This window comes from Clostridia bacterium, assembly GCA_035561135.1.
GTDB lineage: Bacteria > Acidobacteriota > Terriglobia > Terriglobales > Acidobacteriaceae > DATMYA01.
In genome coordinates this window covers 177,691-196,977 of sequence record DATMYA010000014.1, presented here as the reverse complement: position 1 = coordinate 196,977, position 19,287 = coordinate 177,691, and the positions used below count along the sequence as shown (strand labels likewise).

Annotated in this window: 15 protein-coding genes and 2 tRNA genes; 10 read left to right on the top strand and 7 right to left on the bottom strand. The window is 58.6% G+C overall.

Annotation, left to right across the window (positions count from 1 at the left end; translation table 11 throughout):
* Window positions 1-334: 334 nt before the first annotated feature.
* On the bottom strand, window positions 335-1,663 hold the full coding sequence (gene lysA, locus VN622_04645; GenBank protein ID HWR35143.1) for a diaminopimelate decarboxylase: 1,329 nt from the start codon (window positions 1,661-1,663) through the stop codon (window positions 335-337).
* A complete protein-coding gene (locus VN622_04640) occupies window positions 1,660-3,444 on the bottom strand; it encodes a SpoIIE family protein phosphatase (GenBank protein ID HWR35142.1) in 1,785 nt (594 codons plus the stop codon). The genes lysA and VN622_04640 overlap by 4 nt, the downstream gene beginning before the upstream one ends.
* Before the next feature lie 166 nt (window positions 3,445-3,610).
* Here VN622_04640 and VN622_04635 point away from each other — a divergent pair, with 166 nt between their 5' ends.
* Genes VN622_04635 through VN622_04625 form a run of 3 tightly spaced genes read left to right on the top strand, consistent with a single transcriptional unit; the run spans window position 3,611 to window position 5,438 of the window.
* The gene (locus VN622_04635; protein ID HWR35141.1) at window positions 3,611-3,967 is read left to right on the top strand and encodes a rhodanese-like domain-containing protein; all 357 of its coding nucleotides are present in this window, start codon (window positions 3,611-3,613) and stop codon (window positions 3,965-3,967) included.
* Between the two features lie 50 nt (window positions 3,968-4,017).
* Complete coding sequence (locus VN622_04630) at window positions 4,018-4,761, top strand: metal-dependent hydrolase (GenBank protein HWR35140.1); 744 nt, start codon at window positions 4,018-4,020, stop codon at window positions 4,759-4,761.
* A 23-nt stretch (window positions 4,762-4,784) separates the two neighbouring features.
* On the top strand, window positions 4,785-5,438 hold the full coding sequence (locus VN622_04625; GenBank protein HWR35139.1) for an O-methyltransferase: 654 nt from the start codon (window positions 4,785-4,787) through the stop codon (window positions 5,436-5,438).
* A 149-nt stretch (window positions 5,439-5,587) separates the two neighbouring features.
* On the opposite strand, the gene bshB1 is transcribed toward VN622_04625, so the two are convergent.
* Complete coding sequence (gene bshB1 / locus VN622_04620; protein HWR35138.1) at window positions 5,588-6,343, bottom strand: bacillithiol biosynthesis deacetylase BshB1; 756 nt, start codon at window positions 6,341-6,343, stop codon at window positions 5,588-5,590.
* Between the two features lie 49 nt (window positions 6,344-6,392).
* Window positions 6,393-7,274, bottom strand: a complete 882-nt coding sequence (locus tag VN622_04615) for a farnesyl diphosphate synthase (GenBank protein ID HWR35137.1) — start codon at window positions 7,272-7,274, stop codon at window positions 6,393-6,395.
* 117 nt (window positions 7,275-7,391) lie between these two features.
* Here VN622_04615 and VN622_04610 point away from each other — a divergent pair, with 117 nt between their 5' ends.
* The gene (locus tag VN622_04610; GenBank protein HWR35136.1) at window positions 7,392-8,516 is read left to right on the top strand and encodes an ATP-dependent DNA ligase; all 1,125 of its coding nucleotides are present in this window, start codon (window positions 7,392-7,394) and stop codon (window positions 8,514-8,516) included.
* Between the two features lie 41 nt (window positions 8,517-8,557).
* Here the strand turns inward: VN622_04610 and VN622_04605 are convergent, their stop codons facing one another.
* Complete coding sequence (locus VN622_04605; protein HWR35135.1) at window positions 8,558-9,628, bottom strand: NADH:flavin oxidoreductase/NADH oxidase; 1,071 nt, start codon at window positions 9,626-9,628, stop codon at window positions 8,558-8,560.
* 181 nt (window positions 9,629-9,809) lie between these two features.
* Here VN622_04605 and VN622_04600 point away from each other — a divergent pair.
* A tRNA-Gly gene (locus VN622_04600) sits at window positions 9,810-9,884 on the top strand.
* Between the two features lie 51 nt (window positions 9,885-9,935).
* Window positions 9,936-10,409 (top strand): metallophosphoesterase family protein, encoded by a 474-nt coding sequence (locus VN622_04595; GenBank protein HWR35134.1) that lies wholly within the window; start codon window positions 9,936-9,938, stop codon window positions 10,407-10,409.
* A 59-nt stretch (window positions 10,410-10,468) separates the two neighbouring features.
* Here the strand turns inward: VN622_04595 and VN622_04590 are convergent, their stop codons facing one another.
* Window positions 10,469-11,563 (bottom strand): hypothetical protein, encoded by a 1,095-nt coding sequence (locus tag VN622_04590; GenBank protein ID HWR35133.1) that lies wholly within the window; start codon window positions 11,561-11,563, stop codon window positions 10,469-10,471.
* Window positions 11,564-11,753: 190 nt separating this feature from the next.
* Here VN622_04590 and VN622_04585 point away from each other — a divergent pair, with 190 nt between their 5' ends.
* The 4 genes from VN622_04585 (at window position 11,754) to VN622_04570 (ending at window position 18,761) form a co-directional block, all read left to right on the top strand.
* The gene (locus VN622_04585; protein ID HWR35132.1) at window positions 11,754-13,322 is read left to right on the top strand and encodes a UbiD family decarboxylase; all 1,569 of its coding nucleotides are present in this window, start codon (window positions 11,754-11,756) and stop codon (window positions 13,320-13,322) included.
* A gap of 81 nt (window positions 13,323-13,403) precedes the next feature.
* Window positions 13,404-13,940: an NADH-quinone oxidoreductase subunit NuoI gene (nuoI, locus tag VN622_04580; protein HWR35131.1), complete on the top strand. Its 537-nt coding sequence runs from the start codon at window positions 13,404-13,406 to the stop codon at window positions 13,938-13,940.
* A gap of 172 nt (window positions 13,941-14,112) precedes the next feature.
* A complete protein-coding gene (gene metH / locus VN622_04575; GenBank protein ID HWR35130.1) occupies window positions 14,113-17,604 on the top strand; it encodes a methionine synthase in 3,492 nt (1,163 codons plus the stop codon).
* 98 nt (window positions 17,605-17,702) lie between these two features.
* On the top strand, window positions 17,703-18,761 hold the full coding sequence (locus VN622_04570) for an aldo/keto reductase (GenBank protein HWR35129.1): 1,059 nt from the start codon (window positions 17,703-17,705) through the stop codon (window positions 18,759-18,761).
* Window positions 18,762-18,880: 119 nt separating this feature from the next.
* Here VN622_04570 and VN622_04565 read toward each other — a convergent pair.
* A tRNA-Ser gene (locus VN622_04565) sits at window positions 18,881-18,970 on the bottom strand.
* Between the last annotated feature and the right edge of the window lie 317 nt (window positions 18,971-19,287).

Genomic DNA, 19,287 nt, shown 5'->3' with positions numbered 1-19,287 from the left:
GCGCTTCGATTTCGCACCTCTTCCTGCAGAACACGGTATTGCAACGAGCATGGCTGAAACCGACGAGATACTCCGTCAAGCACCAGCAGCAATGAGCTACGTTCGGATTTGAGCTGCATCTGCCGCTGTGCACTGACATTATGCAACTCAGCGTAGAGCAGCAGTGATAGATAGGGAATCGGGAGAATAGCTTAGAGGAGCAGTGTTAGAACACTTCTTGTCATGTTGATTGTTTCCCGAGTCTCTTGTCTTAGCGAACGAGAGCCTTTATGTCTGCTTGTCGAGTCGTCTGAACTGCTAGCGTGTAACGTCTAATGTCTGATGTCCGGTTTCCTCAGAGTTCCCCGCGGAGGAGGTCGTCCAGGGATTCGCGGCGGCGGATGACCTTTACTTTCGCGCCGTCCACCATAACTTCGGCGGGACGTGGGCGGCTGTTGTAGTTCGACGCGAGCGACATGCCATAAGCTCCCGTGTCGAGAATGGCGACGAGTTCTCCGGGAGTGATCTCGGGCAACTGGCGGTCGCGTGCGAAGAAGTCTCCAGATTCGCAAATGGGTCCGACAACGTCGAAAGCGCTCGTGCCGTTGCTGGCGCTCTTGCTCCGCGATGCACGGCGCTGCTCAACGGGAACGATCTCGTGATAGGAGCCGTAAAGAGCGGGGCGAATGAGATCGTTCATAGCGGCGTCAACGATCAGAAAGCGCTTGCTTCCATTCTGCTTGGTGTAGAGCGCACGGGTTACGAGCGCTCCTGCGGGTGCGACGATGGCGCGGCCCGGTTCGAGCAGAAGGTGAAGGTCGAGATCGGCAAGCGGTGCGGCAACAGCTTCTGCGTAGCGGCGAACGGCATCGTGGAAGCTTGTGCCGGGATGGTTGTGGTAGGGGATACCGAGTCCGCCGCCAGCGTCGATGTAGCTGATGTTCAGGCCATCGCCAAGCAGTTCGCGCACCAGGGCGACGACGCGATCCAGGGCGTCGCGGAAGGGCGAAACGTTGGTGATCTGCGAGCCGATGTGGACACTGATACCGGCCGGTTCAAGGTAGTCCTGCTCGGCGGCGAGGTTGTAAAGGTCGCGCGCGCGAGCGATGGGCACGCCAAACTTGTGTTCAGAGAGGCCCGTGGCGATATAAGGATGCGTTTCGGCCAAAACGTCTGGATTTACGCGAAAAGCGATGCGGGCGGTTTTGCGTAGACGCGAAGCTCGCGAGGCGAGCAAGTCGAGCTCGGCGTCACTCTCAAGGTTAAACATGAGAATGCCTGCGCGAAGCGCGGCGTCAAGCTCTTCGGCCGTCTTGCCTACACCTGAGAAAACCACGCGAGAGGCCGCACGCTTATCTGCGCAAAGCACGCGCTCGAGTTCGCCGCCGGAAACGACATCAAAACCGGAGCCGAGCGAGGCGAGTAACTTCAGGATTGTTAGGTTTGAGTTCGCCTTGACCGAGTAGCAAATGGTGTGTGGTTGGCGCGCGAAGGCCATGTCGAATGTGCGGTAGCGATCGCGAATGGCGGACGCCGAATAGACATAGAGCGGTGTGCCGAACTTGTCCGCCAGACGGGCAAGCGCAACGGAATCACAGTGCAAAGAGCGCGCACGTGAACCGGCATTGCCGCGATACGGGAAAGCCGGCGGCCGGCCTTCGGTCATGGCGCTGGATTGTTTCACTTCGCTCGCTTGCTCTGGGGCTTGGTTGCCGCTTTGCGCAGCTTGAGGGCGACGACGGTCTGGTCGTCAAATGCTTCTACCCCACCAACGTATTCGTTGACCGCGTCAAAGATGGCGGTAACGACTTCGTCCGCCGTACGGTCGAAGTTCCGCGCAACGATCCGCTCGACGCGCTCGCGCCCGAACATGTCGCCAGTGTGATCGCGTGCGTCCAGAATGCCGTCACTGAAGAAGACGAAGAGATCGCCGGGATGCGCGTGGAAGGTGAACTCGTCGTAGTCGGCGGTCGCGAAGAGACCCAGCGGAAGACCGGTGGCCTCAATGCGTTCCACCTTCCCATTATGGCAATAAATGGGGCGTGGCAGGCCGGAGTTGGCGATGCGCAGCAGGCGCTCGCGGTCGTCCCAGAGTGCGTAGATCAGCGACACGAACTGGCCCGCGATAGGGCGCTCGGCAAGCGACAGGTTAATGCACGAGAGCATATCCGCCGGGCCAGGTTCCTCGGCTGCATGTGAGCGGAGGATGCCGCTTACGAGGGCTGCGTAGATGGCAGCGGGAGCGCCCTTTCCACTGACGTCGCCGATGGCAACGGCCGTGAGGCCCCCATCGCCCTGGTACTGCAGGAAATCGTAAAGGTCGCCGCCTATTGCGCGAGCGGGAGTGAACTTGGCCGCTAGTTCCGTTCTCGCCAAGACAGGGCAGCAGGGTGGTAGCAGACGCATCTGCAACTCGCGCGCGAGGGCCAGGTCCTGCTCCAGGCGCTTCTCCTGGCGGGCGATGCGCTCGTAGAGCATTGCGTTCTCGATCGAGATGGCGACCTGCGCGGCCAGCGTCGTAATGGTGCGCATGTGCTCTTCCGTAAAGTAACCCCGGCGTGTGTGTTCGAGATCGAGCACGCCGATAACCTTGTCCTTGTAAACGAGCGGAACGCAGAGTTCGGAGCGCGTCTCGGGATTCAGGTTGATGTATCGCGGGTCTTTGCTGACATCTGGAGCGAGAACGCCAATCTTGTTGCCGGCTGCGTGGCCGACCAGTCCCTTGCCGAGCGGGATGTCATGCTTGATCGGAATGTTCTCTTTGAACCGCAGCGAAAAACGATGCTGAAGCGTGGTACCGCTGGGATCGATTAGCAGGATGGAGAACATCTGGTAATCGATGAGACGCGAGAGCAGGTCGCCTATGCGCTTGAAAAGCTGATCGAGATTGAGAATCGACGTGAGTTCACGGCTGATCTCGTTCAGCAGAACGAGCGTTTTCGCTTGGCGAGAGACGCGGGTGTAGAGGCGTGCGTTCTCGATTCCGATGGCGATGCGCGAAGCGATCAGCGTGAGCAGGCGGCTGTGCTCTTCTGTGAAGTAGTTGGCCTGCGAAGCCTCTATGTCGATAACGCCGATCACGCGGTTTTTGGTAATGAGCGGGATGGCCAGCTCAGAACGCACGCCCTTGACCGTGTGGATATAGTGATCGTTACTGGAAACGTCGCTGACGAGTACCGGCTCGCGCGTCTGCGCGGCAACTCCGCTGATGCCTTCTCCGACCTTTACGCGCATGCGTTCGGCCAGTTCCTCTGGATGCCCTACCTGGAACCGTATGCGCATCTCCTGCGTTTTCTCGTTCAGCAGCAGGATGGCGAATATTTCATAATCGATGACACGGCGCACGAGTTCGGAAACGCGGCGAAGCAGCGTGTCGAGGTCGAGCGTGGCGTTCACCACGTCGGCCACTTCCAGTAGAAGTGAATCGACTGCCGATGCGGCTGGCTTCAGGACAGGAGACTCCATCTGTTTTCTCAGACGATAATGATAACAGCCACCCTGCACTGTTGTTGTGAATAACCTTGGGTGTAGCTGGGTACGAAGGCGCAAGTACAGCAGTTTGCGTTGCCGCGCGTTGCAGCCGTGAGTTTCAGGCAATACAATCCCAAGTCGTACCGAAAGGCGAGCACAAATGACGATGCCGGAATTTAAGCAGTTGGTGGACGAATTGAAGAAGGATGTTCAAGAGATCGAGTTGGATGAACTAGAGAAGATGCAGGCCAACGGTGAAGACGTGGTAATCATCGACGTACGTGAGAGCCAAGATTCACAGCAGTCCATGATTCCGGGTGCGGTAGCGATTCCGCGCGGAATGCTGGAGCTGAACATCGACCAGGTAACGAGCGATAAGGACAAGACAATCGTGCTTTACTGCGGCGGCGGCAGCCGCTCGGCGTTGGCTGCCTGGATGCTTCAGAAGATGGGTTTCCGTAATGTGCTGTCGCTAGCCGGCGGGTTCAAGGCCTGGCGCGACAAGCACGGGAAGTAGCGAACCTGACTCCGGCGTTTCGGAGTGCAGAATGAACTGCGAGGGCGGTTATGACGGCGGATACGATCCACGTAACGTGGCTGGGACACTCAACCTTCCGCATTGACACGGCGGAAGGGAAGACGATCGTCATTGATCCGTGGGTAACGAGCAATCCAATGTGTCCTGAGGAACAGAAGCGCCTTAACAAGATCGATGTCATGTTGTGCACGCACGGTCACTTCGACCACATCGGAGATGCGGTCAAGTTGGCTAAGCAGCACAAGCCGGCTGTAGTCGGCATCTTCGAGTTGTGCGCGTGGATGGAGAAGAAGGGCGTAAAGAAGACGAATCCGATGAACAAGGGCGGCGCCATCCTTGAGCAAGGCGTGAAGATCACCATGGTGCATGCCGACCACTCATGCGGAATCACGGAAGACGACGGGTCGATTGTTTATGGCGGCGAGCCGTGCGGGTACGTTCTGGAATTCGAGAACGGGTTGAAGCTCTACCACGCCGGCGACACGAATGTCTTTGGCGATATGCACATCATCAGGGAACTCTATTCACCGGAAATCGTAATGCTCCCGATTGGCGGTCACTTCACCATGGGGCCGCGCGAAGTGGAGTATGCGTGCGGACTGCTGCGTCCGAAGGTACTTATCCCTATGCACTTTGGCACGTTCCCGCTGCTGAGTGGAAAGCCGGAGGACCTTGAGAAGATGGCGCACGAACTTGGCATTGAAGTGATGGCCATGACACCAGGGCAGACAAGACAGTTGCATGCGACGGCGCCAGCGTCAGTGACCAGTTAGAAGCAAGGGAGGCCACAAGCAAGATGAACGGAATCACAGATCCGGACGTTGAGCATTACATGTATTCGATGTTGCCGGCGCGCGATGCCGTGTTGCAGGAGATGGAGCAGAAGGCCGAGCAGCGGAATATCCCAATCGTCGGCCCGGCCGTGGGTCGACTGTTGTATCAGTTGGCAAAGATGGTCGGCGCGAAGACGGTGTTCGAACTGGGTTCGGCCATAGGCTATTCGACGATCTGGTGGGCGCGGGCCGTAGGAGACGATGGCCTCATAACGTACACAGATGGCGCTCGTAAGAATGCCGACGAGGCACGCGGATACCTGGACCGTGCCGGAGTAAAAGATCGAGTGCGGGTCTTGGTGGGCGATGCCCTGGAGTTGCTGTCGGAAGAGAAGGGCGAGTTCGACATCATCTTTTGCGACGTAGATAAAGAAGACTATCCCCGCGCGCTGAGACTGGCTGTACCTAAGGTACGCAAAGGTGGATTGCTGGTGGCCGATAACTCGCTTTGGCATGGGCGCGTGGCACAAGCGACAGGAGCGTCGAAGGCAGCTGGAGAGCTCGAGTCATCGACGAAAGCAATTCTCGAGTTCAACCGAGCGCTTTACCAGATGCAGGACTTCTGGACAACGATCGTGCCGCTGCGCGATGGAGTGAGCGTCGCGTTGAAGCTGTAGCGTTCGAAGCAGGGTAGGTAAGTTGAAACTGCAGTGTTTAAGGGGGCCAGCTTTTGAGGAGCGAAGCCGAAACACCCTTTGATCACTTCGGGCTTTTTGAAACCGGCAACTGGCTACTGAGAACCGGCAACTGGCAACTGGTGTAAACCTCAGATGCTTTTGACCGGCAACATCATGAGATCGCCTACCAGGCCTACTTCCTTTTGAACGAAAGGCTCGGCGTACTTCACGCCTGCGAGCATCCCGTAGAACGACGCCATGGTTTCCAGACGCTGGCGGATCTCTTCTCTCAGAGGGAAATCCGTGGCCCCAGCCTGTTGGTTTTCGTACTGGGATTTATAAGCCATCAACGATTCGAAGCGCGCTTCGAAGTGGTCCGTGATGTCGACAACAAATGCGGGACGCACGTCGTAGTAGAGCGATGCATAGATGATTTTGAACGGGCGATGCGGCGCGAGTTGGGAGATGGCGTGCAGGTCCTCGGTCCAACCTTCTGCGTGGCCCAGCTTCATCAGTCCTGCGAGGAAGCACGCTTCATAACCGAGGGTGGAACATGTGTAGTGGTCGGGGTGGCGTCCCTTCCAGTAAGGGAGTATGACGACGCGCGGGCGTTGCTCGCGCAGGACGCGAGCAATCTTGAGGCGATTTTCCCACGTGTTTTCGACCCGCCCGTCGGGGATATCGAGTGCAGAGCGCCACGACAGGTTGAGAATACGAGCGGCTTCGGCGGCTTCGCGAGCGCGATCGTCTGCCGTGCCGCGCGTGCCCATCTCGCCTTGTGTAAGGTCGAGGATGCCCGTGCGATGTCCGAGGGCGGCCATCTTCAGCAGAGTGCCGCCGCAGGTCTGTTCAACGTCGTCGCGGTGAGCGGCAATGGCGAGGAGGTCGAGGTCAGTCGTGTTCATAGAGCCTCAGAATTCAACACGTAGCACGGGGTACGTCGAGCGGGGTGGGCTACTTCTTCCGCTCGACCAGGTACTTTGCAATCGACTTTAGCGTATCGGCGCGTTGGCCGAAGCTGTCGAGCGCGGAGCAGGCGCGGTTGATCAGCTCGTCCGCCATACGCTCCGACTGTTCCAGTCCGTAGAGCGACGGATACGTGGCTTTCTCGACAGCCTGATCTTTACCGGCGGTTTTGCCGAGCTGCTCGGAACTCTGCGTGACGTCGAGGATGTCGTCGGCAATCTGAAAAGCGAGGCCGGAAGCACGTCCGAATTCGCGTACGCGCTGAATCTCCGTGGCGGTTGCCCCGGCGTAGATACATCCTGCGACGAGCGTTGATGTGATAAGTGCGCCGGTCTTCGCGCGATGGATGTATTCGAGCGTGCTGGCGTCGGGCTTGATGTGCTCGGATTCGAGATCGACTACCTGGCCGCCAATCATGCCGTCAACGGTGCCGGTGCCATGCGCGAGTTCTTCGATGATGCGGACACGGGCTTCGGCGGGGCAGCGCAGGCGCGCCATAGTTTCAAATGCGCAGTTCTGAAGGGCGTCGCCGGCGAGGATGGCCGTGGCTTCTCCAAAGGCGATGTGGCAGGTGGGGCGTCCGCGGCGGAGGTCGTCATTATCGAGTGCAGGAAGATCGTCGTGAATGAGGGAATACGTGTGCAGCATCTCGATGGCGGCGCCGAGTTCCTCGACGCCATCGGGTAGCGTGCCAGCGACCATGCGTGCTGCCTCCATGCACAGGATGGGGCGCAGGCGCTTGCCTCCGGCGAAAACGCTGTGGCGCATGGCCTCATGAATGGATACGGGATACTGTGTGGCGGACGGAAGCAGACGCTCGAGTGCGAAGTCGGCGGCCTTTCGGCCTTCTTGTAATGTTTCCTTGAGCATGAAAGGGAAAGTATACAGATTCGGATTCAGAGTTTCGAGAGTTGCGCGTTGTGATCCAATCTGTGGACGCAGAGATTGCAGGCAGCGTGCGCGCCAGATGCCGGAATCTGAGTTTGTATGCGTACCAAGAAATCTGCGAAGAATCGCCCTGATCCCGTCACGGAGGGCGCAGTTCCGGCCGAAGAGCTTCAGGGTAGCTTCCCTCCGCTCGACCTCCCAATCCAGCCGCCATTTCCACCGATGGAAGCAAAGTCAGTGGAGAAAATTCCTGCGGGCGGCAACTATCAATATGAACCGAAGTGGGATGGCTTTCGCTGCCTGGTATTCCGCGACGGCGATACGGTGGTGCTGCAATCGAAAGCTGGTCAACCGCTGGCGCGGTATTTCCCTGAACTGGTGGAGGAAATTCGGAACCTGGCTGCGAGGCGATTTGTCATTGATGGCGAAATCGTGATCGAGCGGAATGGGGAGCTCCGGTTCGACGACTTGCTGATGCGAATCCATCCCGCGGAGAGTCGAATCCGCAAGCTCTCCAGTGAAACTCCGGCGACGGTGCTGGCCTTCGATATCCTTGTTGACGATGAGGGAAAGGCTCTGATTGGTGAGCCTTTAAGCGCGCGGAGGCAGGCGTTGCTGAAGTTCTGCGCTCACAACAGCAGTTCGGCGCTGCGACTCTCACCCGTGACGCTGGAGCGTGCGGTGGCCGAGCGCTGGCTTAAAGATTTGTCGGCGAGCGGGTTTGACGGAGTCATCGCGAAGCAGACCGATTGCAGCTACGCCTCAGGCGAACGCACAGCCATGCAGAAGATCAAGCGCATACGCACGGCCGACTGCGTGGTAGGCGGTTTCCGTTGGACGAGCAAAGGCGGAGAAGTGGGTTCGTTGCTGCTCGGACTGTATGACGATAGCGGACTGCTGCAGCACATCGGCTATACGTCGAGCTTCAAGGCCGAGGAACGCAAGGAACTCGAGAAGATACTGTCGCCGTACATGGGCGGCAGCGGATTCAGCGGGAATGCTCCTGGAGGGCCGAGCCGCTGGAGTACAGAGCGCACCGGCGAATGGGAGCGTCTTGAGCCGAAACTCGTGTGCGAAGTTCGCTACGACCATTTCTCGGGCGGACGGTTTCGGCATGGAACGAAGTTCCTGAGGTGGCGTCCCGATAAAGAGCCGAAGGCATGCACCTTCGAACAGGTGGAGCGCCGCGCCAATGTGAGCGTGGCGAGATTGTTTGCGGCGTAGCGTTCGAGTCTCGGTGCCTTTTTGCCGATCTTGTTGGCTCTCTATTTCGGCTTGGCGCGGTCGTACTGTACGGGCCAGGCGATGTCCTGATGTAGCCTGTGAGCGGCGCGTAGAGGCCAGTTGGGGTCACGCAGGAGCTCTCGAGCGAGCAGGATCACATCGGCCTGTTCGTTGCGAATGATCTGGTCGGCCTGGACGGGCGACGTGATCAAGCCGACGGATGCTGTCAGGATGTCGCCTTCGCGACGGACGCGTTCCGATAGCGGCACCTGGTATCCGGCCCCGACAGGAATCTTGGCATTGGGAACTGTGCCGCCTGAGGAGCAGTCGATAACATCTACGCCGAGCGGTTTGACCATGCGTGCCAGCGCAACAGAGTCTTCGACGGTCCAACCGCCTTCCATCCAGTCACTTGCTGAGATTCGCAGCCACAGCGGCAACCGTTCGGGCCATTGGCTGCGGACAGCACTGATGACCTCGCGCAGGGCGCGCGTGCGGTTTTCGAACGTGCCGCCGTATTCGTCCGTGCGCCGATTCGACAGCGGAGAGAGGAATTCGTTGAGCAGGTATCCGTGAGCACCGTGTATCTCGATCACCTGGAACCCGGCCACGAGGGCACGTGCAGCGGCGTCTGCGAATGCGCTCACGATGCGGGCGATCTCGCTCTTCTCGAGCGCCTGTGGCTTGATGGATTCATCGGAAAATGGGATGGCGCTGGGAGCAAGAACCGGACGCCAGCCGCCATCGCTCTCCGGAACTGAGCCAGAGCCATTCCATGGCGCTGCGGTGCTGGCTTTGCGTCCGGCATGTGCGAGTTGCGTCCCGGCCACTGCGCCGTGCTTCTTGATGAATTCCGTGATTCGCGACAGGTTCTCGATGTGCTCGTCGCGCCAGATACCGAGGTCTTGCGGGCTTATGCGCCCTTCCGGGGTAACGGCCGTTGCCTCGGTAAAGACGAGACCTGCACCACCGGTAGCACGCGCCCCTAGATGAACGAGGTGCCAATCATTCGCGAAACCGTCCTCACTGGAATACTGGCACATGGGGGAGACGCCGATACGATTTTTCAGAGTTATATCGCGAAGTTTAAGCGGAGCGAAAAGATGAGCCATCGTGCTGCATGCCTTTCTAATGTACGGCGCGAAAGAATATTCGTTCGCGCGAGAATTGTGCGTGGGGATTGCGTACGGGAATGATGTTGCATTTGCTGCTCTCATTTAGACGCAGGAGAATGCATGAACGATTCGTCAATGCCGGCGCTCAACGCTGGCCCTATAGTACAATGTGTCTGTTGCGGGAGTAACTCAGTGGTAGAGTCACGGCTTCCCAAGCCGTTGGTCGCGGGTTCGATCCCCGTCTCCCGCTCCATCCCCCCACTCCTGACCGCATATTTGCTTCCTGTAGTTCTTGGCCAATTCGATGACGACACTGGGAATTATCTCCGACACACACGGCCTGCTCCGCCCACAGGCGTTGGACGCACTGCGTGGCTCGGACGTGATCGTTCATGCAGGTGACATAGGTTCGCCGGAGATCGTGCCGAGACTGCGCGAGTTGGCACCGGTAATCGCCGTTCGCGGCAACGTCGATGCCGGGCAACCGTGGGCAGAAGAGTTTCCGGCGTGCGCAGTGGTGGAAGTGGCGGGGCTCAGCTTTTATCTGCTGCACGACTTGGGGATGCTGGATCTGAAGCTGTCAGCCGCGGGATTCGCCGGCGTGATCTTTGGGCACTCGCACAAACCGGAATTCTACTTCCGCGAAGATCACGGCCAGCAGGAGCTGTACTTCAATCCCGGCAGTGCGGGTCCACGACGCTTCAAGCTACCCATCAGCGTGGGCCGAATCACGATAAGCGAAGGCCAAACGCAGCCGCAGTTGATCACTCTTGGATGAACTCGTTTCGGCCCCGCTCAACCGATAGCAGGTTCGCTCTGGCGCAATAAGTGCGCTTCCTACCAGATACCCTTATCGCTGCCGGTGAGCTTGTAGCTTATTGCGGCGGCCGAGGCCAACCCCGGCAGCAGCGACAGGCGGAACGTTGCAGGCACGTCGCCGCGCAAGGCCGCTTTCGTGACCTGCTCGGTGTAGAGTTCTGCGCCTTGCGGCATGATTGGCACGCGGATGAAGCGGGCGCGTACGTATACCTTCTCGCCCCCGAATGGCGCAGCTTCCAGCACATTCTTTGGTAAGGGCAGCGCGGTTCCCCTGTACTGCTGGACATAATCGCTGGCAATCTTGAGGAACGAACAGACACCTCTCCAGATGCCGCCCAGGTCGGCCGCGCGCTTCAGTTCGTTGAAGTCGAGTGTGCCGCTCTCGACGAGGTTCATGGTGTTCACGATGTCGCAGACGCGGAAATAGAAGTGGCGATACATGCGCTGGAGCGTCGCGACAATGACGCGCTCTTCCGGCGCGGGGACGTTGAAAGTGAGGCGCTTGCCGTCAATTTCTACGCTCCTCTTCATGCGTCGGCTGACAAACCGCTGGGCTAGCAACGTGTGCTCGCCGGTCTGTCCTAATCGCTTGGCGTGGACTTCGATGGCTTCCGGCAGGCCGGGGACAGCGAAGTTCCATTTGTTGGCGAGGCGGTCGCCCCAACTCCGCGGCTCGACGTGAGCCTTGAAACGGGAGGTCATTACGTTGCAGACGTTCCGCTCGTCGGCGGTGCTGTATAGATCGAGATCGTTGCCAAGGTCGGGCCAGTGGTCGAGCGACTTCATGACCGTGGAGCGACAGCCCGCAGCTTCCAGTTCGTTGCACACGCGTTCTAACCATGTGAGTGCGTTGGCTATGCGGTCGCGCTCGCGACTGATCGCGGCAGTGGCCCAGTTCTGCACATCTGCGTTGCCGGCGGCAGATGCCGCATTGGCGAGCGGCTCAAGGGGGCGTATGACGACGTGGTTGGAGTCGGCGAGCGAAAGGAACTCTTCGCGTTCTTCGGCTGAGAGAGCGGCGACGTAACGCAAGGCTTCGGCCGACTTCGCCGGGTTCAGGGTAAGAATGGACAGCGCATCGATGTTGCTTGCTTCTCTTGAAGAGGATGCCATTGATTTCAAACAGGCCTCGGCAGGAACTTTAGACAGGAGCTTGGATGTGGATTGCTGCCCGGAAGTTGGTAGCTGACAGCGTAGGTTCCAATCCGCCAAACATGGCGATGCTTTGGGACTCTGAACTGAGCGGTTGCGGGTTCTTCTATAATGGCGGGTTCATCCGGCATATCTGAAGAGGGAGGCCCTGTTGGCCTACAACGACCTTAGAGAATGGATTGCGGCACTGGATCGCGCGGGCGAGTTAAAGCGCGTGAGAGCGGAAGTTGACCCGATCCTTGAAATTACCGAAATCACAGACCGGATCTCCAAGTGGGGTGCGCGCGACGGTCGCGGCCCGGGCGGTCCGGCACTGCTCTTCGAGAATGTAAAGGGATATCCCGGCGCGCAGGTGCTCATTAACCAGTTCGGCAGCGAACGCAGGATGAACCTGGCGCTGGGCACGAACTCGTTCGACGAGATTGCGGGACGCATCCGCCAGTTTATGGACGTGAAGTCGCCGCAAGGATTTCTGGACAAGGTAAGAATGCTGCCGATGCTGGCGGAAATGGGCAGCTTCTTCCCGAAGACGGTCTCGGCGGGGCCCTGCAAAGAGGTAATCAAGCGCGACAACTTTTCGCTGCTCGATTTTCCTGTGCTGCAATGCTGGCCGCAGGACGGCGGTCGCTTTATCACCCTGCCGTGCGTCACCACTCGCGATCCCAAGACAGGGAAGCGCAATGTGGGCGCGTATCGGATGCAGGTGTACGACGCGAAATCCACGGGCATGCACTGGCAGCGCCACAAGGGCGGCGCGGAACACTATCGCGAGCGCCTGCGTGCAGGAGCCGCAGCCGATGAGCCGGAACAACTCAATGCCGCCATCGACATAATGCGGCGCAGCGGCGGTGGAGCGCGCGTCGTGGAAGGCAAGCAGGTGAAGGGCAAGATGGAAGTGGCGGTAGCGATCGGAACCGATCCCGCGCTGATGTTTTCGGCCATCGTGCCTGCGCCGCCCGAAATTGAGGAGTACATGATCGCGGGCTTCCTGCGGCAGAAGCCGCTGGAACTGGTCAAGTGCGAAACCGTTGATCTGGAAGTCCCGGCGACGTCCGAGATTGTGCTCGAAGGATTTGTGAACCTGGACGAATTGAAAGTCGAAGGTCCGTTCGGCGATCACACTGGTTTCTACTCGCTGGAAGACCTATATCCGGTGTTTCACCTCACCTGCATCACACATCGCAAGAATCCGATTTATTCCACGACCATCGTCGGCAAGCCTCCGCAGGAAGATGCGTATATGGGCAAAGCCGTGGGAACTATCTTCAAGCCGCTGATGAAGATGACGATTCCGGAACTGGTCGATGTGAATCTGCCGCCCGAGGGCGTGTTTCACAACCTGATGATCGTCTCGATCAGGAAGTCGTATCCGGGGCAGGCGCGAAAGGTCATGAACGCAATCTGGTCCCTGGGGCAGGCGATGTTCACGAAATGCGTTGTCGTGGTGGACGAAGACTGCGACGTGCATGATCTGAGCGAGGTCACGCTGCGGGTGTTCAACAACATCGACCCGGAGCGCGATATTCAGTTCATGCTTGGGCCGGTGGATACGCTGGACCACGCCTCACGCCTTCCGGACTTCGGTTCGAAGATGGGCGTGGACGCGACGCGCAAATGGCCAAGCGAAGGGTTCCAGAGGCCGTGGCCGGATGAGGTTACGATGTCACCCGATGTGACGGAACGCGTGACAAAGCGATGGAAGGAACTTGGGATCGATTAGGCGCGTGATGTCACGTTCGCCTGCTTCGCTGTCTTGCTATCGCGTAAATCGCGTCTGTCGATTTATACTGTGGTGTTACCTATGGGCATTCTAAGAAATATCGCCGCCATCGCTAAGGGAATGAGCATCACCTTCTGGGAGATGTTTCAGCCGACCATCGTCGAAAATTATCCGGATGGGCCAGGGCCTTTGAAGGGCGCAGTTTTCCAGGAACGCTTTCGCGGCCTGCACGTTTTGCAGCACGACGAGAACGGACTGGAGAAGTGCGTTGCCTGCTTCCTGTGCGCTGCGGCCTGCCCCTCGAACTGCATTTACATCGAGGCCGCGGAGAATACGGCCGAGCAGCGCGTGAGTGGCGCCGAGCGCTACGCCAAGGTTTACAACATCGACTACAACCGCTGTATATTCTGTGGATACTGCGTCGAGGCCTGCCCGACGGATGCGATCACTCACGGACATGGCTTCGAGTTGGCGACGCTTAATGCGAGCAATTTGATCTACCGCAAGGAGCAACTGCTTTCCGGCCAACCGGCTCACATCGGCGCAAATGCGGTATTCAATGCCGTTGACCCTGTGTCACGGAAGCCGCTCAGTTCGCAGAAGAAGGGCGCCAACTAAGAGATTTTGAGATCGTGCGAAAAAGGCCGATCCCGTTGGGGACCGGCCTTTTCTGTACCTGCAAAGGCACATCTGCAAATGGCCTTTCCTGTGTAGCTTGCCGTATTCTTAGAGAGAGGGAACGGGAGCCGTAGCCGTCGTGCGCGGCATCCGAGATTGGGGAACGATCGTAATGAGCGATTTTCTGAAGACCGTGAGCGAGCGCGTCGTGGTTTACGACGGCGCAATGGGTACCAACATACAGTTCCGCAATCCCTCGCCTGACGATTACTGGGGTAAGGAAGGGTGCAACGAACTGCTTGTGCTCAGCCGGCCAGACATCATTCGTGACATTCACGGAGCGTTCTTCTCCGTGGGATGCGACGTGGTTGAGACGGATACGTTCGGCTCCACGCGCATCGTTCTCTCGGAGTACGGGCTCGAAGATAAAGTTGCGGAGTTGAACATCAAGGCTGCAAGGCTTGCACGGCAGGTTGCCGACGAGTTCTCCACCAAGGGCAAGCCACGGTTCGTTGCCGGTTCGATAGGGCCTACGACCAAGCTGCCGTCGCTAGCCCACATCTCGTGGGACGACATGGTTGCCGCCTATGTTGAGCAGGTGGTCGCGCTGATTGAAGGCGGTGTTGACGTCCTGCTAATCGAAACGTGTCAGGACATCCTCCAGGCGAAAGCGGCGCTGGTCGCGGCATTCGACGCCATGCAGCAAGCAGGTAAGCGGCTGCCAGTACAGGTTCAGGTAACGCTCGAGGCGACCGGCACAATGCTGCTGGGCACAGAGATCGGCGCAGCAGTCGCGGCGCTTGAAGTGTTCGACGTGGACGCCATTGGATTGAACTGCGCTACGGGTCCGCGCGAGATGAACGACGCAGTTCGTTTTCTCAGCCTAAACTCCCCTAAGTATGTTTCCGTGCTGCCGAACGCGGGACTTCCCCAAAACGTTGGCGGACGAGCCGTGTACGCGCTCACGCCACAGGAACTCGCTGACTTCCAGGCGCACTTCGTGCGCGACTATGGCGTTCGCATTGTCGGCGGATGCTGCGGTACTACGCCGGAACATTTGAAAGCTGTTGCAGATGCGGTAAGCGGCCTGGAACCGGGGAAGCGCGAAGTGAGGCTCACGGCGTCTGCCGCCAGCGCTTACAGCGTAGTTCCGCTGGACCTCGATCCCAAGCCGTTGATCGTCGCGGAAGAGATGAACACGACGACGCGGGTGGAGAGCTTCCGCAACCTCGTACGCGCGCAGGACTATGACGCCATCCTCACGCTTGCCAAGAAGTTGGTGAATGAAGGCTCGCATATGCTGGACCTGTGTACGGCGATCGTCGGCGAGGACGAGAAGGGGTACATGAGCGCCGTGTTGGAAAAGATTGCTACGCGCGTTCCAGCGCCCATCATGGTGGACTCGACCGAGGCAGATGTTATAGAGGAGGCGCTGAAGCGCATTCCGGGCAAGGCCATCATCAATTCCATCAACCTGGAAGACGGAGAAAAGCGCACCAGTCGCGTCCTGCCAATGGCGAAGCGGTATGGCGCGGCGGTGATCGCGCTCACCATCGATGAAGAGGGAATGGCACTCACGGCCGACAAGAAGGTTGCAATCGCAAAACGCATCTTCGACCTCGCGGTGAACAAGTACGGGCTGCGCCCGCAGGAGATGATCTTCGACGCCTTGACGCTGCCGATTTCGACTGGGCAGGAAGAGTATCGTTCGGCCGGAGTGCAGACGCTGGAGGCTGTACGGCGCATCAAGCAGGAACTGCCGGATGTAAAGACGATCCTCGGCGTGAGCAATATCTCTTTCGGGTTGAACACCTATGCTCGCCGCGTCCTGAACTCGGTATTCACCCATGAAGCCGTTAACAACGGGCTCGATATTGCAATCGTTAATTACAGCAAAATCTATCCGTTGTATAAGATTCCTGAAGCAGAAGTTGAGCTTGCGCGCAAGCTGATTTATGCGGATCGGTCGGCGGGCGATCCGTTACAAAACTATATGGCGCACTTCGACGCCATGAAAGGCCAGAAGGACGCTGTTACGACGGCTCACGTCGAGACACTTTCGGTGGAGGACAAGCTGAAGTTCTGCATCATCCATGGCGAGAAAATGGTGGGTGATGGAGCAGCGAAGCAAACTCTCGACGCCCTGCTCGAAGATGCGTTGACGCAGTACACGCCGCTGGAACTGATCAATACGGTGTTGCTCGATGGAATGCGCACGGTGGGCGACCTGTTCGGCGCGCGCAAGATGCAGCTTCCTTCCGTGCTGGATTCCGCTTCTGTGATGAAAGCGGCGGTAGCGTACCTTGAGCCGAAGATGGAGAAGGTAGAAGGATCGCAAAAAGGGACGATGGTGTTGGCCACCGTGAAAGGAGATGTTCACGACATCGGCAAGAACCTGGTGGACATCATTCTGACGAACAACGGCTACAAGGTGGTGAACCTCGGCATCAAGCAGCCAGCCGAAGCGATTATCAAGGCGGCCGCGGAGCATAAGGCAGATGCCATCGGACTGAGCGGTCTGCTGGTGAAATCCACGCTGGAGATGAAGTACGTCATCCAGGATCTTGAGTTGCAGGGACTGAAGTTCCCGGTCGTCTGCGGCGGCGCCGCCCTGACGCGTAAGTACGTAGAAGATGATTTGCGGCGCGAATACTCCTCGGCTGTGTTTTATGCAGACGATGCGTTTGCCGGGCTGCACTACATGGAGTCGCTGGCGGGTGAAGGCCGCGAGGTCGCAATCGCCGAAGGGCGCGTTGTAAAGGAATTCGCCCGCGCCGCGGTTGTTGCGGGGGATGGCGTGGCGGAGGCGCGTCCACGTGATGAGATGCCCCTGGCACCCAATGTTCCGCAGCCGCCCTTCTGGGGTGAGCGCGTGCGCAAGGATTTCGACCTGCGCGAAGTCTTCCGTTACATCAACGAGACTGCGCTGTTCAAAAACCAGTGGCAGCTCAAGACGGCTTCGCAGGAAGACTATGTCCGGCTTGTTGAGGAGAAGTTCCGTCCGATTCTGAAGAACCTGCAGGGTGAAGTTATCACTTCCGGCTGGTTCGAGCCGAAGGTGGTCTATGGCTTCTACCCATGTCAAGGTGAAGGAAACGATGTCATTCTCTACGAGCCTGCGGACGGAATTCGCGCGGGTGAGAAGGCGAAGGGCGACTTACGCGAGGTACAACGCATCACCTTTCCGCGACAGCGCGAGGGCCGTCGGTTATCAATCGCCGATTACTTCCTGCCGCGTAGTTCCGGCAAGCTGGACGTTATTGGCATGTCGGTAGTCACCATCGGGGCGCAGGCTTCGCACGAGACGCAGAAATTGTTCGAAGGCGGAGAGTACACCAAGTATCTATACCTGCATGGACTGAGCGTCGAAACGGCCGAGGCTCTCGCCGAGTACATGCATAAGATAGTTCGCGAAGAGTTGGGCATCGGCGGCGACGATTCCCAACGAATCGGCGATCTGTTCCATCAGAAGTATCGCGGTTCGCGCTATTCGTTTGGCTATCCCGCGTGTCCGAACCTTGAGGACCAGACGAAGCTCTTTGCGCTGCTCAAGCCTGAGGAGGCGATTGGCGTGCATTTGACGACCGGATACCTGCTGGAACCGGAACAGTCCACCTCCGCCATCATCGTGCACCATCCGTCGGCGAAATACTTTGTGGTCTAGCGCCGCGTTTAGGCGGCGCGCTTACCAGCAGGCGGGAAGATAATCGCGTAGCTTGCGATTGGCGTCAGATGCGAATAGGATTCCGCCCGGAGGCACAGATGAGCGACGACAATTCCGGCAAGAGGTCCGGTTTCGACCGGCGCGATTTTCTCAAGATCGGCGGCACGGCAACAGCGAGCTTTGTGGCGGGAACTTTGCTGAGCTCTCCCGCGCGAGCGCTGCCGCCACTGCCATCGAACGCTGTCACGCCGAAGGCTATGCCCACGCGCAATCTCGGGCAGACAGGCTACCGCGTCGGCGTCTTCAGCCTTGGCGGGCAGGCCGCTATCGAGCAGCCCAACAATGAAGCTGTTGCGGTGCCGATCGTAGAGCGCGCGCTCGACCTGGGCGTCAACTACGTGGATACGGCCGCAGCCTACGGCGCACCAGAGCGATGGAGCCAGCGCTACATCGGACAGGTGATGAAGCACCGCCGTGCTGAGGCCTTCCTGGCCAGCAAGACGCATGATCGTACCAGGGACGGTTCGTTGCGGCTGCTCGATGAGTCGCTGAAGCTTTTGAATACCGACCACCTCGACCTATGGCAGTTGCACAACCTGTCGCGCATGGAACAGGTGGAGCAGATTTTTGCCAAAGGCGGCGCCATCGAAGCGCTGCAACACGCTCGCGAGCAGAAGATGGTGCGCCACCTGGGCGTCACCGGACACGCCGATCCTGACGTGCTTATCGAAATGATCCGGCGATTCCCGTTCGACACGATCCTGATGTCGTTGAACGCGGCCGACAAGCATCACCTCAGCTTTATAGAGAAGCTGTTGCCAATGGCGCTGGAGAAGCAGATGGGCGTTATCGGGATGAAGATCCCGGCGCGAGGCCGCATTCTTTCTTCGTGGACACCGCCCGCAGCCGGCCAGCAGCGGGGCTTTGAGGGCGTCGCAACCAGGCCGGGAACGCTGGCCATGCAGGAAGCGCTCTACTACGTTCTCTCAATGCCGGTCAGCACGGTCATCATCGGCTGCGACAGCATCGCGCAACTGGAACAGAACGTGGAACTTGCGCGGAAGTTTACGCCGCTCAACGAAACGCAACTGGCTTCGCTGGTGACTAAGACGGAACCAATCGCGAAGCAGGCGCTGTTCTTCAGAAAGTGGAGCTAGTTAGTCTACAGTCAGGGAAGTCACGGGCGGCCGAGAAGGCTGCCCATTTTTGTGCTTTGGAATGGAACTCGGCGGATTGGAACCAACAACAAAGCATGCCCAAGGCACACTTTAGAAAATGGCGGAGAGAGAGGGATTCGAACCCCCGGTGGAGTTACCCCCACGTCTGATTTCGAGTCAGGTGCCTTCAACCACTCGGCCATCTCTCCGCGGCAAACCCGATGCGGATGCGCGGAAAACCCGGCGCAGTCTCGATTGCTAGTGCAGTTTATCAGATGCAGGGCTGTTTCGGCAGGAATGAGAGGGCGGCCTCACAGGCTGCTGAAAAACGTCGACCGTGCAATGAGCGGGGTCATCCTGAGCGTAGCGGAGGCTACAGAGCAGAGCCTTCGGTCCCGCAGAAACCGCGTGACCTCAGGATGAATTGTCACCGTAATAGAGGGTGTTGTCGGCCATGGGCGCAGCAATTCTAACCTACAACTCTGGCCGCAGAAACAGGAATGCCCTCCATGGCAAGGTATAAAAA